The organism is Nocardioides ganghwensis, from assembly GCF_014779655.1.
Taxonomy (GTDB): Bacteria; Actinomycetota; Actinomycetes; order Propionibacteriales; family Nocardioidaceae; genus Nocardioides; species Nocardioides ganghwensis.
The window spans coordinates 188071-201953 of record NZ_JACXYX010000003.1 but is presented as its reverse complement, the minus strand read 5'-3'; the positions used below and the strand labels follow the sequence as shown (position 1 = coordinate 201953).

Genomic DNA, 13883 nt, shown 5'->3' with positions numbered 1-13883 from the left:
GCACGAACCATCGGTTGCGCCCTCAGCGAAACCCCTTGCCCCGCGAGTATCCCACCCGCTGGGGTGGGGCCATGAGACTCCTCGTCCTCGGTGGGACCCGGTTCCTCTCCCGCGAGGTGGCCGCGCAGGCCGTCGCCCGCGGGTGGGACGTCACCTGCGCCTGCCGCGGCACCTCCGGCACGGTCCCCGACGGCGCCACGCACCTGCCGTGGGACCGCTCCGACGACGTGCCCGCGGAGGTCGGGTCCGGAGCCTGGGACGCGGTGGTGGACGTCGGCCGGCTCCCCTCCCAGGTGCGCAGGGCGGTGGCCGCTACGGCGCAGGCGCACTGGGTCTTCGTCTCCACGATCAGCGTGTACGCCGACAACGGCTCGCCGGCCATGGAGCCGCTGCTCGACCCGATCGAGGAGGACGTCGACCTCGCGGTCGACCCCGAGGCGTACGGCGGGATGAAGGTCGCCTGCGAGCAGGCCGTGCGCTCGACGGCGGCGGCGTCGGTCGTCGCCCGCCCGGGCCTGATCGTCGGGCCCGGAGACCCGACGGGCCGGTTCGCGTACTGGCCGCAGCGCCTCGCCCGGGGCGGCGAGGTGCTGGCCCCGGGGCGTCCCGACGACGTGGTGCAGGTGATCGACGTGCGCGACCTGGCCGCCTGGCTGCTCGACCTCGCGGAGACCCGTACGACCGGGACGTACGACGCCGTGGGCGACCCCGTCCCGATCGGCGAGCTGCTGGCCCACACCGCTGCCGGCGTCGGAGCGGGCTACCCGCGGCTCACCTGGGTCGACTCGGAGTTCCTCGAGGCGCAGGGCGTCGTGCCCTGGATGGGAGAGGGCTCGCTGCCGCTGTGGCTGCCGCGTCCGGAGTACGACGGCATGCTCGCCCACGACCCCGGCCCGGCCGTCGCCGCCGGCCTGCGCCTCCGGCCGCTCGCCGAGACCGCTCCCGGCTGCCTGGACTCCCCGGTCACCGCCCTCTCACCCGAGCGCGATGCCGAGGTGCTGGCGGCCTGGCACGCCCGCTGACCGGGCACTTCCGGCCTCGCCAACGACGCCGACCGGGCACTTCCGGCCCCGCCATCGACGCTGACCGGGCACTTCGTCGTCACGAAGTGCCCGGTCGGCGCTCTGGAGGGGTCAGGAAGTGCCCGGTCGGCGCTCCGGAGGGGTCAGGAAGTGCCCGGTCAGAACAGGAGGGCGGTCCCCGGGTCGGACAGCATCCCGGCGACGTCGGCGAGGAAGCGCGAGCCCTTCTCGCCGTCGATGTGGCGGTGGTCGAAGGACAGCGCCAGGGTCGTCACGTCGCGCACGACGATCTCCCCGGTCTCCTCGTCCACCCACGGCCGCTTGTTGATCGCGCCGAAGCACAGGATCGCGGACTCGCCCGGGTTGATGATCGGGGTGCCGGCGTCGACGCCGAAGACGCCGACGTTGGTGATCGTGAAGGTGCCGCCGGCCATCTCGGCCGGCTGCGTCTTGCCGTCGCGCGCGGTGGCGGTGAGCTCGCCCAGCGCCTGCGCCAGCTCGGTCATCGACAGCGAGTCGGCGTCCTTGACGTTGGGCACCACCAGGCCGCGCGGCGTGGCGGCCGCGATGCCGAGGTTGACGTAGTGCTTGTAGACGACCTCCTGCGCGTCCTCGTCCCAGTAGGAGTTGATCTCCGGGGTGCGCTTCATCGCGAGGATGACGGCGCGCGCGAGGACCAGCAGCGGGCTGACCCGGGTGTCGCGGAACTCGGGACGCTTCTTGAGGCGGGCCACGAGCTGCATCGCCGCGGTCACGTCGACGGTGATCCACTCGGTGACGTGCGGGCTGGTGAAGGCGGACTGGCTCATCGCCGTCGCCATCATCTTGCGCACGCCCTTGATGGGCTCGCGGGTCTCGCGCTCGCGCGGTGCGTCATGCGGAACCGCAGCCATGGGTGCGGATCCGGATGACGCTGCGGCGGCCGACGGCGTACGGGCGGGGGCCGAGCCGTTGGCGGCACCCTGGACGTCGTCGCGGGTGATCGACCCGGACGGGCCGGACCCGACGAGCGTCGACAGGTCGACGCCGAGGTCCTTGGCGAGCTTGCGGACCGGGGGCTTGGCGAGGGTGCGTACGACTCCCGGGTCCTGCGCGGCGGGCGGCACGAGCGCCTCGGCGGGCGCCGCCGGCGGAGCGGGACGCTGGTCGACGGCGGGGACGGGAGCCTCGTCGGCGGGCATGACCTCGTCGGACTGCGCGCCGCCGGGCGAGAACGCGCCCTGGACCTGCAGCTGGGTCTGGCCGCCCGCGACCGTGCTCGGCGAGGCCGAGCCGCGGCGGGCCCGGCGCATCGGGCCGCGCTCGGCCTTGATCCGGCCGACGAGGGACGCGCCCTCCATCGACCCGGACGCGGCCGGGTTGGACAGGTCGATGTCGGCCGGGTCGACCTGGGCGGCCGCGTCGGCAGCGCCCGCCCTCTCACCTGCCTTCTGCGCCATTCCCAGGCAGGGGTCGGACTCGGTCTGCTCGGCGGGAGCGGACGGGGCGGGCGGCGCCTCGCCCTCGGCACCGATCGAGATGATCGGCGTGCCGACCGGGATGGTCTCGCCCTCGGGGACGAGCAGCGCGAGCACGGTGCCCTCGAAGGGCGAGGGCAGCTCGACGAGCGACTTGGCGGTCTCGATCTCGACGATCACGTCGTTGATCTCGACGGTGTCGCCGACCTTGACCTTCCAGGCCACGATCTCGGCCTCGGTGAGGCCTTCGCCGACGTCGGGGAGGAGGAATTCGGACATGGCAGTTCCTCTCAGAACGCGAAGGTGCGGTCGACGGCGTCCAGCACCCGGTCGAGGTCGGGGAGGTACTCCTCCTCGATCCGCGACGGCGGGTAGGGCGTGTCGAACGCGCCGACGCGCAGGACCGGGGCCTCGAGGGAGTAGAAGCACTGCTCGGTGACCCGGGCGGCGAGCTCGGCTCCCATGCCGAGGTTGACGTGCGCCTCGTGGGTGACCACGCAGCGACCCGTGCGGCGTACGGACTCGTAGACCGGGGCCATGTCGAGCGGGGACAGCGTGCGCAGGTCGATGACCTCGAGGCTGCGGCCCTCGGCCTCGGCGGCCTCGGCGCACTTGAGCGCGGTCTTCACGGTCGGGCCGTAGGCGAGCACCGTCGCGTCGGAGCCGGGACGCACCACGCGCGAGGTGAAGAGCGGCTCGGGCGTCGCGGACTCGTCGAGCTCTGCCTTGTCGGCGTGGTACTGGCGCTTGGGCTCGAGGAAGATGACCGGGTCGTCGTGGGCGATGGCCTGCTGGATCATCCAGTAGCCGTCGACCGGGTTGGAGCAGGCGACCACCTTGAGGCCGGGCGTGTGCGCGAACTGCGCCTCCGGCGACTCCGAGTGGTGCTCGACCGCACCGATGCCGCCGCCGAAGGGGATGCGGATGACGATCGGCATCTTCACCTTGCCCTGCGAGCGGTAGGTGTACTTGGCGACCTGGCACACGATCTGGTCGTAGGCGGGGTAGACGAAGCCGTCGAACTGGATCTCCACGACGGGGCGGTAGCCGCGCAGCGCCATGCCGACCGCGGTGCCGACGATGCCGGACTCCGCGAGGGGCGAGTCGATGACGCGGTCCTCGCCGAAGTCCTTCTGCAGCCCGTCGGTGATGCGGAAGACGCCGCCGAGCTTGCCGACGTCCTCGCCCATGAGCAGGACCTTGTCGTCGTCCTCCATCGCCTTGCGCAGGCCCATGTTGAGGCCCTTGGCGAGAGTGATCTTCTGCGTGGTGCTCACGAGTGGCTCCCCTCGAACGAAGCGAGGTAGGCGGCGAACTCGTCGCGCTGGGCGGCGATCTCGTCGGTCATCTCGCTGAAGACGTAGCCGAACTGGTCGAGCGGCTTGGGGTCGGGCAGCGCCTTGCAGCCCTCGCGGAGGTGGTGGCCCAGCTCCTTGGCCTCGGCGTCGAGGTCGTCGAAGAACTCCTGGTCGACCAGGCCGTTGCGGCGGAGGTAGACCTTGAGCCGCTCGATCGGGTCCTTGAGCTTCCAGTGCTCGAGCTCGTCGTTGAGGCGGTAGCGGGTGGGGTCGTCGGTCGTGGTGTGCGCGCCCATGCGGTAGGTGTAGGCCTCGACGAACGAGGGGCCGTTGCCCTCGCGGGCGCGCTGCAGCGCGGCCTTCGTCACGGCGTACGTCGCCAGCACGTCGTTGCCGTCGACGCGGATGCCCGGGAAGCCGAAGCCCAGCGCGCGCTGGTAGAGCGGGATGCGGGTCTGGCGCTCGATCGGCTCGGAGATGGCCCACTGGTTGTTCTGGCAGAAGAACACCACGGGGGCGTTGTAGGAGGCGGCGAAGATGAACGCCTCGTTGACGTCGCCCTGCGAGGACGCACCGTCGCCGAAGTGGGCGATGACCGCCGAGTCGCGCTCGGGGTCGCCGGTGCCGACGACGCCGTCGCGCTGCATGCCCATGGCGTAGCCGGTGGCGTGGAGGGTCTGCGCGCCGATGACGATCGTGTAGAGGCCGAAGTTGTTCTCGTTGGGGTCCCAGCCGCCCTGGTCCACGCCGCGGAACAGGCCGAGCAGGCGCAGCGGATCGACGCCCTTGCAGTAGGCGACGCCGTGCTCGCGGTAGGTCGGGAAGACGTAGTCCTGCGGGCGCAGGGCACGGCCGGCGCCGATCTGTGCGGCCTCCTGGCCGAGCAGCTGGGCCCAGATGCCGAGCTCGCCGTGGCGCTGGAGCGCGGTGGCCTCGACGTCGATGCGCCGCGTCAGCACCATGTCGCGGTAGAGGCCGCGCAGCTCCTCGGCGGAGAAGTCGTGGTCGAACTCGGGGTGGTGCACGCGCTCGCCCTCGGGCGTGAGCAGCTGGACGAGCTCGGGGCCACCGTCGGTCTGGGACGGTCCGAAGACGTCCACCAGGTCGGGGCCGAAACTCACAGGATCGGACAACGCACTCTCCTCACAATCAGGCAGCGGCAGTCACGGGATCGCCGGACGCCGACGGCTTGCACGCGTGGTCGCCGGCGTGTGTGACCCCGACCACAGGATGGGGGTCAAGGTATCTGTCGGAGCCCGACAGCACCAATCAGGCGTACGCCGGCCCTGGGGACGCGGATGAGCCGACGCCGACGGGCTCGTGGGTGACCCGTCGGCGCCGGCTCGCCTCCATTGGGGGGTGGAGGCTCGGGCAGCAGCTGCTACCCGGCGATGAAGGCGGCCGCCATCAGCTCGCGCCTCGCATGCCGGTGTCGGGCAGGACCTCGGGGGCCTCGCACAACGCCGGGACGCGGAGCTTGTCGAGCCTGGTGGAGCCGACCTTCAACGTGACCAGCGCCCGCGGCTTGCCCTTCGTCACGAACTTCTTCTTGGCGAGGGACTTCACCGCGATCTTGTGGACCTTCTTGCCGACCCGCAGCTTGTAGACCACCGTCTCCCCGGAGCGGTTGGCCAGCTTGGCCCGGACGGTGCCCTGGCAGCTCGCCTTCACCGATCCGACCGCCTTGCCGAAGGCCTGCTCGGGCAGGACCTCGACGGCCGGGGTGCAGACCAGCACGGCAGCGCTCGCCGTCGGGTCCGTACCGACCGGCAGGTCGATCGTCGCGGTGTTGGTCCAGCCCTGGCACGCACCGGGTGCGCCCCCGGACAGGGTCAGGTCGTAGGTGTAGCTCTTGACCAGGCCCGCTGCCCACGTGAGCGCCGGGTCGAGGACGACCCGCCGACCGGCGACCGTCTTGTCGTCGACCACCTGGACCGTCTTGTTGGTCTCCGAGCGGACGCCGAAGGAGATCGGCTCCGTGGTCTCGGTGACCGACGTCGAGCTCGCCTCGCCCGGCGGGTCCCACGTCGCCGTCACGCTCACGGTCCCGGAGCCCGCGGGCTTCGAGGCGAACGTGCAGGCGATCGGCAGGGTCGTCGAGCTGTCCGCTGCGACCACGGCGTCCGCGCCCCCGGTGACGGTGCAGACCGCGCCCCCGCCGAGGTCCGTCGCCGCTGTCACGTCGGCGGTGATGTCACCGTCGGCGTACTGGTTGGGGTTGGCGATCTCCACCGAACCCTGCAGCTTCCACCCGGAGTCGGTCGCCGCGCCAGCGCGGGCCGTCACCGTGTAGGTGAAGGTCGCGTTGCCGGCGGCGTCGGCCGTGCGCTGGGTGGCGTCGGCGACCTTGGCGATCGACCAGGCGTACTCGCGCGCCAGGTCGGCCGTCGCGGTCGGCGCCAGCTCGAGCGGGGCCTCGGTGCACACCGTGGCCGTGGTGCTGGCGCTGGGGTCGTCCCCGGCGAGCTCCAGCCAGGAGGTGTTGGTGAAGTCGACGCACGTCCCCGGCACACCCTCGTGCGTGAGCGTGTAGCCGTACGTCTCCACCAGGCCCGCGGACCACTCCAGCTCCCCGTCGAGCAGCACGGGGTTCTCCGGGTCGGTCTGGTCGTCCCAGACCTCGATGAACCGGTCGACCTCGTCGCCCACGGTGAGGGTGACGTCGCCGGAGCCGGACTCGGTGGCGCTCGTCGCGGCACCGGCCGGGTCCCAGCTCACGTCGGCGGTGACCGTGCCCGAGGTGCTCGGCTCACCGGTGAACTCGCACGAGAACCCGACGACCAGGTCGTCACCGTGCGCGACCACGGGCTCGGCCGGGAGCGTCGCGGTGCAGACCGCCCCGCCACCGACGTCCGTGCTGACGTCGAGGTCGGTGACCTCGATGTCGCCCTCGGCGTAGGTGTTCGGGTTGGTCACCGTGACGTCGCCGGACAGCGTCCAGCCCGCCGGCTGCTTCTCGCCGGCCCGGACCGTCACCTCGTAGGTGAAGTCGGCCTGCCCGGTCTCGGCGTCGACCTCGACGCGGGTCCGGTCGACCTCCTTCTCGATGGTCCACGGGTAGGTGATGCCGTAGCTGCCGGCACCCTCCACGGCGACCTCGAGCGGCGCCTCCTCGCAGACCCGGACCGTACGGTCGGCGCTCAGGTCGTCGCCGGTCAGGGCCAGGACCGCGGTGTTCGTGTACGTCTCGCAGGCGCCGGCAGGAGCGCCGAGGTCGCGCGAGTAGGTGAACACGTTGGGTCCCTTGGCCGCGTCGACGTCGAACTGCTTGGCCGGGAGGCCGTCGTTCGGGATGTCGTCGACCAGGGTCGTGGTCGTGTCGGTGATGCCCGGCCGCGGCGCGAACTCCACGTCCACGGTCTCGGTGACGACCTCGTCACCGAAGCTCACCTCGGCGGTGTTGGTGCCGGACGCGTGGCCCGACCCCATGCACCCGTACGCCAGCTCGACGCTGCCACCGGGTGCGATCTCCACCGCGGTGCCGTCGGCGACCAGCTCGCAGGTCCAGCCGGCCACGTCGGCGAGGTCCGCCACGTCGACGACCAGCACCTCGTCGGAGGGGTTGCTGACCTCGATCGAGCCCGACCACGAGGCGGTGCCGTCCGGCACGACCTCGCCCGGGGTGGCGGTCACGGTGTAGGTGAACCGCGCCTGGCCGTCGGGACCGACCTCGACGAACGTCTTGTCGACCTCCTTGGTCAGCTTCCACAGCTGCTTGCGCCCGAAGTCGGCCACGACCGTCTTGGCGACGCCCGGCGAGCACAGCGTCACCGTGTGGGCGTCGGACTGCTTGGTCTGGTCGATGGTGACGACGTTCTCGTAGGGCACGCACTCGCCGGTCGCGCCGTCGAGCTCCACCGAGTAGGTGAGGCGCTGCGTGTGGTCGGCGAGCGGCGGGTTCGCCGCCGCGTCGCCGGTCATCGCGTGGACGGTGCTCCAGTCGAACGTCGACTGCGGCAGGTCCGCCGTGACGTCCTCGCCCTCGAGCAGGTCGGTGAGCGTGACCGTCGCGTTGGTGGGCTCCGGGTCACCCGTCACCTCGACGTCGACGGTGTCGCTGTCGCTGGTCCTCGGGTAGGCGTGGGAGTCCGCGCTCCAGTCGATGGTGACGGTGTTCTCGCCGACGTAGTCGCCCTGCTCGACGCCCGGGCACTCGTACGTCACAGGGTGGTCGACCGCGTTGGCCGGCACGGCCACCGAGGCGCCGCCGTCGATCGTGCACTGGAGCACCTTGGTGTCGACCACGACCGTGTCGGTCACGTCGACCGTCACGGGCCAGGAGTTGGGGTTGTCGATGAGGATCGTGCCGGTGAGCGCCCACTGGGAGTCGCTCACGCCGTCGGCGGTGACGTCGATGGTGAAGTCGACGGTCTTCCTCAGGTCGCCCTGCTCGTCCTCACCGACCCAGACCGTGCCGGGGCCGGACTTGGCGATGTCCCAGAGCAGCTCGCGCTGGTAGCCGAGCGTGGCGTCCTTGGTGACGTCGAGGTTCCGGCCCACGCAGACCGTGACCTTCTCGCTGTCACTGGTCTCGTCGGCCGACTCGCGCGCCGTGTCGGTGTAGTCGGTGCACTTCCCCGGCACGCCCGCGATGTCGCGGGAGTACGTCGCGACGACGACCGTGTGGGCCGCCGGGACGTTCGAGGCCCGGACGGTGTTCCAGTCGAAGGTGCCCAGGTCCTCCGGCGCACCGCCGTCGAAGGTGTCGGTGACCGTGGTGGTCTCGTCGGTCTTCTGGTCGATGGTGAAGGCCTTCGCGTCGGAGCGCGTGTAGGTCTCGCCCGCGTCGGAGCTCGGGTAGGTCGCCTCCGCCCACGTCACGGTCGCAGTGGTGCCACCGGGAAGGGCCGCCGTCGGGCAGGTGTAGGTGAACGGGTTGGCCCCGCTCGCCAGGTCGACCTGGTGCCCGGCTGCGCCGGAGACGTCCGGCGCGCTGATGGTGCACGACGCGCCGCCGGTGATGCCGGCCGAGAGCGTCCCCACCATGGGCAGCGGGTTCGGGTTGGTGACCGTGACGGTCCCGCCGAAGCCGGAGGTCGTCGGGTCGAGCGCCTTGAGCCGCACCTCGTAGGGGAAGGTGGCGTCGGTGCCCTCGGGCACGTCAGCCGTCTTGGGGCCGGTGACGAACTTGACGACCTGCCAGTTGTAGTCGATGTCGTAGCTCGGGGCATTGACGATCGTCGGGGACGCGAAGTACCTCCGGTCGGTCACGGTCAACGGGGTGTTGACGCTGCCCTCACCGTTCTCGCCGACCGTGACGGTCCACGTGCGCGCCGACACCGGTTGCGGCAGCTCGTACCCGGCCGGGGCCGCGGTCTCGACCACCGTGTACGTGCCCGGGCTGGCCGGGTCGATGACGATGGCGCCGTTGGCCGTTCCGTCGGGGTCGCCCGCCCCGCCCTCGGTGATGACGAGCGGGCTCGCGGTCTCACCCGGGATCGGGTTGGGGGAGATGGAGAACGTCGCGCCGGGAACGGAGTTGCCGAACTGGTCGACCTTGTAGATCTCCATGGCCCCGCACGTGTCACCGACGTCGATGCTGACCGCGTCGACGTAGTCCTTGAGCGCGGACTCGTTGGCGTTGCCGGTGAAGGTCCGGATGTTCATCGTGCCGAAGTTGCCGCCGAGGCAGGTGATGTCGCCGCCACCGAGCTCGAGGAGCGCGGTGAAGTTGAACGCGCCCTCGCCGAAGAGCCCGCCCTCGCCCGTGGTGCCGGTGAAGGGGACCTGGGAGATGTCGACCGGGCACCAGCCGGCGCCGGGCGAGTAGCCGCTGACCTCGAGGCAGCCGGACGTCCAGTCCGGACCGGTCTTGAGCCGCCAGAAGTAGGCGTTGGTGAGCTTGAAGCCCTTGTTGCCGTCCTGCTCGAAGCGGACCATCACGTCGCCGACGGAGCGCAGCGGCAGGTAGGTGCTGCCACCGGCGTTCTGCTGCCGGTTGAACTCGACGTCGAAGTTCGTCACGCCGCTGGAGGTGTAGCGGCGGAAGCCGATGAAGCCCCAGATGTCGTCGTCCACGACCGCGTCGTGGATGTAGACGTCGGAGATGTCGTCCTGGTTGGGCGCGAGTCCGGTGCCGATCTCCCAGGTGGAGGGGTGCTCGAACTCCTTGCTGCCCTTGAACGTGCTGGTGTCGACGTTGCCGACCGGGTCGGTCTTGTGGGTGGTGGCGTCGTCGAGCCCCGCCCAGTCCGTGCCGCCGCCGTCGACTGGCGTGTTGCCGTCGATCTCGAAGCCCGCCACGACGGCCGCGCTCGCGGCCGAGGTCGTGGCCTGGACGGCGAAGACCGGGACGAGCAGGAGGAGGGCGAGCAGTCGGCTCAACCCTCCCGGCCCCCGTCGCCGTTCGGCTGCGTGTGCCCCTCGAGTCCGTCGCTTCAGCTGCGCGGTCCTGGTGTTCGTGCGTACGCGATGCATGAATCTCGCCCCCTGTGCGAGTAGTCCCCACTGTCGAAGTCCGTCCGGTGACCGACGCCCCCCAGCGCTGTCGACCGTGGACGCCGCACGCCCCCATGACGCACGGCTCACATGTCCCGGCAGAAGGTTCTCGCCGGAACGGGGCCACCGCACCGGCTGAGCAGAGGTCGGGGACTACCTCCGGCCGGGCTTGATCGAAACTTGGCGTATCAGGCCGGATAGGGCGCGATCGGACCAGACCACGTACCCAACGTGGGAGAGGTCGGGGCGTCGCGCACCAACCCGGACGGGCGACGGCTCCGAACACCACGAGCCGGGGCCGGCGGACTTGTGGGTGTCCGTCTGCCCCGGCTCTCCTCCATGTGGGTGGAGGGCGCAGGCCGGTGGGAGCGCCGCCCTGCGAGGTCCGTGGTGGTCAGCCACGATGCGCCGCGGGACGCGCGGACGGGGCGGGTACGGGCGAGCGGCGGCGTACCTGTCGGATGTCTTGGGAGAGTCTTGAGAAGACGTCGGACTTGGGGGCCTGTCGGGGGGCCGGGGGTCCAGACCGGTCCACCCGGGCGCCCACCCGCGACCCGGCGTCAGCCGCGGCCGTGCGGCGTCAGCCAGCCGGACTCGTCAGGCCCGGCGGGCACGATCTGCGTCGGGTTGATGTCCGTGTGCACGACGTAGTAGTGCTGCTTGATCTGCTCGAAGTCGACCTCGTCGGCGAAGCCGGGGGTCTGGAACAGGTCGCGCGCGTAGCCCCAGAGGTGCGGCATCTCGGTGATCTTGTTGCGGTTGCACTTGAAGTGGCCGTGGTAGACCGCGTCGAAGCGCACCAGGGTGGTGAAGAGGCGTACGTCGGCCTCGGTGATGGCGTCGCCCATCAGGTAGCGACGGTCGGCGAGGCGGTCCTCGAGCCAGTCGAGGGCGGCGAAGAGACGCTCGTAGGCGTCGTCGTACGCCTCCTGCGAGCCGGCGAAGCCGCAGCGGTAGACACCGTTGTTGACCTCGGTGAAGACCCGCTTCATCACCGCCTCCATCTCCTCGCGGACGTCGGCGGGCCACAGGTCGGGGGCGTCGGGGCGCTGGTGCTCGCGCCACTCGAAGGACAGGTCGTGGGTGATCTGCGGGAAGTCGTTGGTCACGACCTGTCCCGACTCGACCTCGACGATCGCCGGGACCGTGATGCCGCGCGGGTAGTCGGCCTCGCGGGCGAAGTAGGCCTCCTGGAGGCGCTCGATGCCGAGGACGGGGTCGCGGCCGCCCTCGTCGAGGTCGAAGGTCCAGCTGCGGGCGTCGTGCACCGGTCCGGGCGCGCCCCACGAGATGACGTCCTCGAGGCCGAGGAGCGTGCGCACGATGATCGAGCGGTGCGCCCAGGGGCAGGCACGGGCGGCGACCAGCCGGTAGCGGCCGGGCTCGGCCTTCCACACCGGGACGTCGCGCGGGCTGTCCTTGGAGCCGCTGGGGAACTGGTCGTCGAGCGGGTCCGCCGAGCGCTCCCCCGCCAGCACCCGGTCGGGCAGGTAGGACATGTCGCGCTCGAAGGGCTTGCCCTTGGTGGTGTACGTCGCCGTGTCGTTCACAGTTCAACCATACCGACCGTGCGGGCGCGCTCCGGGCGACGACTCAGGGGGCGAAGCGGGCAGCGACCTCGACGACCCGCTCGAACGCCTCGGCCTCGCCGATGCTGACCCGGACGCCGTCGCCGGCGAAGGGCCGCACCGAGATCCCCACCTCGCCGCAGGCCGCGGCGAAGTCGAGGGCGCGGTCGCCGAGCGGGAACCACACGAAGTTGCCCTGGGCGTCGGGGAGCTCCCAGCCCACCTCGCGCAGCCGGGCGACGAGGTCGGCACGGCGCGCGACGAGGTCCTCGACCCGCGCGAGCAGCTCGTCCTGCGCGGCCAGCGAGGCGATCGCCGCGGCCTGCGCGACGTGGCTGACGCCGAAGGGCAGCGAGACGGCGCGGAGGGCGGCTGCCAGCGGCGCCGGAGCCACGGCGTACCCGACGCGGAAGCCGGCGAGTCCGTACGCCTTGGAGAACGTGCGGGTGAGCACGACGTTGTCGTGGCGCCGGTAGGTCGCGATGCCGTCGATGGCGTCGTCCATCCGGACGAACTCCAGGTAGGCCTCGTCGACCACGACCACCACGTGCGTGGGGATCTTCGCGATGAACGCGTCGAGGTCGGTCTGGGTGACGGCGGGTCCGGTCGGGTTGTTGGGCGTGCAGACGATGACGACCTTCGTACGCTCGGTGACGGCCGCGGCCATCGCGTCGAGGTCGTGACGGCCGTCGGCGGTCACCGGCACCTGCACGCTGGTCGCGCCCCCGGCCGTGACGGCGATCGGGTAGGCCTCGAAGGAGCGCCAGGCGTAGACGACCTCGTCGCCGGGCTCGCAGAACGCGTTGACGAGCTGGTAGATCAGGCCGACCGATCCGGTCGCCGCCGCCAGGTCCTCGACCGGCACCCCCATCGCCTCGCCGAGGGCGGCGTACAGGGCCGTGCTGCCCATGTCGGGGTAGCGGTTCATCTGCGCCGCCGCCTCGGTCGCGGCCTCCAGGACGCCCGGGAGCGGCGGGTAGGGGTTCTCGTTGGACGACAGCTTGTAGGACGTCAGCCCGGGTCGGGCGACGGGCGGCTTGCCGGCGACGTACGCAGGGATGGCGAGCACGTTGGGCCGGGGCTGGGGGGAGGTCATAGGGGGACCCTATTCAGCGGTGCGTCGGCCCCGCCACGGCCGCACCACCGGCAGCAGCAGCAGGCCGATCGCGAAGCCGATGCCCGCACCGAGGACGTTGTCGACCATGTCGGTCACGTCGCAGGCGCGGTCGAGGCGGGCGAGCTGGAGCTGGGTGAGCTCGATGCCGAGGCTGTACGCCGCCAGCGCCGCGAGGCCGAGCGGGGCGAGCGCGACTCCCGACCACCAGCGCCCGACGGCGAGCACGAGGAACATCCCCGCCGGCACGAAGAGCAGGACGTTGAGGGTGCGCTGGTCGAACCCGAGAACCTCGAAGGCCGCCCCCGACGGTCCGCCGTAGTCCCACGAGCACGACTCGCTCCGGGTCTCGGCCGGCACGATCCCGACGTCGGCCCGGGTCGGCACGAGCGTCACCAGCCCGATCGCGGCCAGCGACCACAGCAGGCCGGAAACCGACACCGCGGACGCGGTGCCGAGCCGACGGCGGACGGCGAGCGCGAGCAGCACGGCCGCCAGTCCGGCCGCCAGCGCGCCGAGCACCATCACGCCCGTGCCGCCGATCGTCACCATCCGGGGAGGGTAACGGGACGGCAGGGGTCGCTAGTCTCGACGTATGCGCTTCGTGACGTGGTTGCTGACGTACGCCGTCGGGCTGGCCGTGGCGGCCCAGCTGCTGGCCGGGATCTACTTCGACGGCCCCGACAACGGGCAGGCCGAGCTCCAGGAGAAGATCGTGCCGCTGCTCCTCGTGGCCCTCATCCTCGGACTCGTGTCGACCTTCGTCGAGCCGGTGATCAAGCTGCTGTCGCTGCCGTTCATCATCCTGACGCTGGGCTTCCTGCTGCTGGTGATCAACGCCCTCATGCTGCTGCTCACCGCATGGCTGGCCGACGCCTTCGACCTCGGCTTCCACGTCGACGGCTTCTGGAACGCACTCGTCGGCTCGCTCATCATCACCGTCGTCGGCTGGGGCGTGCGGATCGCCCTGCCCTCGCGGGACTGAC

9 protein-coding genes are annotated in these 13883 nt (G+C 71.3%); 2 read left to right on the top strand and 7 right to left on the bottom strand.

Annotation, left to right across the window (positions count from 1 at the left end; genetic code table 11):
• Positions 1–71 precede the first annotated feature (71 nt).
• On the top strand, positions 72–1022 hold the full coding sequence (locus tag IEZ24_RS04985) for an NAD-dependent epimerase/dehydratase family protein (protein ID WP_129453051.1): 951 nt from the start codon (positions 72–74) through the stop codon (positions 1020–1022).
• Between the two features lie 158 nt (positions 1023–1180).
• Here IEZ24_RS04985 and IEZ24_RS04980 read toward each other — a convergent pair whose 3' ends face one another.
• The 7 genes from IEZ24_RS04980 to IEZ24_RS04950 form a co-directional block, all read right to left on the bottom strand.
• Positions 1181–2758 (bottom strand): dihydrolipoamide acetyltransferase family protein, encoded by a 1578-nt coding sequence (locus tag IEZ24_RS04980; RefSeq protein WP_129453052.1) that lies wholly within the window; start codon positions 2756–2758, stop codon positions 1181–1183.
• 11 nt (positions 2759–2769) lie between these two features.
• The gene (locus IEZ24_RS04975; protein ID WP_207206662.1) at positions 2770–3756 is read right to left on the bottom strand and encodes an alpha-ketoacid dehydrogenase subunit beta; all 987 of its coding nucleotides are present in this window, start codon (positions 3754–3756) and stop codon (positions 2770–2772) included.
• A complete protein-coding gene (gene pdhA / locus IEZ24_RS04970) occupies positions 3753–4910 on the bottom strand; it encodes a pyruvate dehydrogenase (acetyl-transferring) E1 component subunit alpha (RefSeq protein WP_129453053.1) in 1158 nt (385 codons plus the stop codon). Before pdhA ends, IEZ24_RS04975 begins: the two co-directional genes overlap by 4 nt.
• 274 nt (positions 4911–5184) lie before the next feature.
• Complete coding sequence (locus tag IEZ24_RS04965; RefSeq protein ID WP_129453054.1) at positions 5185–10101, bottom strand: prealbumin-like fold domain-containing protein; 4917 nt, start codon at positions 10099–10101, stop codon at positions 5185–5187.
• A gap of 674 nt (positions 10102–10775) precedes the next feature.
• Positions 10776–11765 carry a glutathione S-transferase family protein gene (locus tag IEZ24_RS04960; RefSeq protein WP_242498338.1) on the bottom strand — a complete coding sequence of 330 codons (990 nt, stop codon included), beginning with the start codon at positions 11763–11765 and terminating at the stop codon, positions 10776–10778.
• A 43-nt stretch (positions 11766–11808) separates the two neighbouring features.
• Positions 11809–12879, bottom strand: a complete 1071-nt coding sequence (hisC, locus tag IEZ24_RS04955; protein WP_129453055.1) for a histidinol-phosphate transaminase — start codon at positions 12877–12879, stop codon at positions 11809–11811.
• Between the two features lie 9 nt (positions 12880–12888).
• Positions 12889–13449: a VanZ family protein gene (locus tag IEZ24_RS04950; RefSeq protein WP_129453056.1), complete on the bottom strand. Its 561-nt coding sequence runs from the start codon at positions 13447–13449 to the stop codon at positions 12889–12891.
• Between the two features lie 43 nt (positions 13450–13492).
• On the opposite strand from IEZ24_RS04950, the gene IEZ24_RS04945 reads away from it, so the two are divergent.
• Complete coding sequence (locus tag IEZ24_RS04945) at positions 13493–13882, top strand: phage holin family protein (RefSeq protein ID WP_129453057.1); 390 nt, start codon at positions 13493–13495, stop codon at positions 13880–13882.
• Position 13883: the final 1 nt, after the last annotated feature.

Bases quoted from the DNA above. Each gene is read 5' to 3' on its own strand.
- IEZ24_RS04945 (WP_129453057.1), top strand. From the start codon at position 13,493: ATGCGCTTCGTGACGTGGTTGCTGACGTACGCCGTCGGGCTGGCCGTG.
- IEZ24_RS04980 (WP_129453052.1), bottom strand. From the start codon at position 2,758: ATGTCCGAATTCCTCCTCCCCGACGTCGGCGAAGGCCTCACCGAGGCC.
- hisC (WP_129453055.1), bottom strand. From the start codon at position 12,879: ATGACCTCCCCCCAGCCCCGGCCCAACGTGCTCGCCATCCCTGCGTAC.
- IEZ24_RS04950 (WP_129453056.1), bottom strand. From the start codon at position 13,449: ATGGTGACGATCGGCGGCACGGGCGTGATGGTGCTCGGCGCGCTGGCG.
- IEZ24_RS04985 (WP_129453051.1), top strand. From the start codon at position 72: ATGAGACTCCTCGTCCTCGGTGGGACCCGGTTCCTCTCCCGCGAGGTG.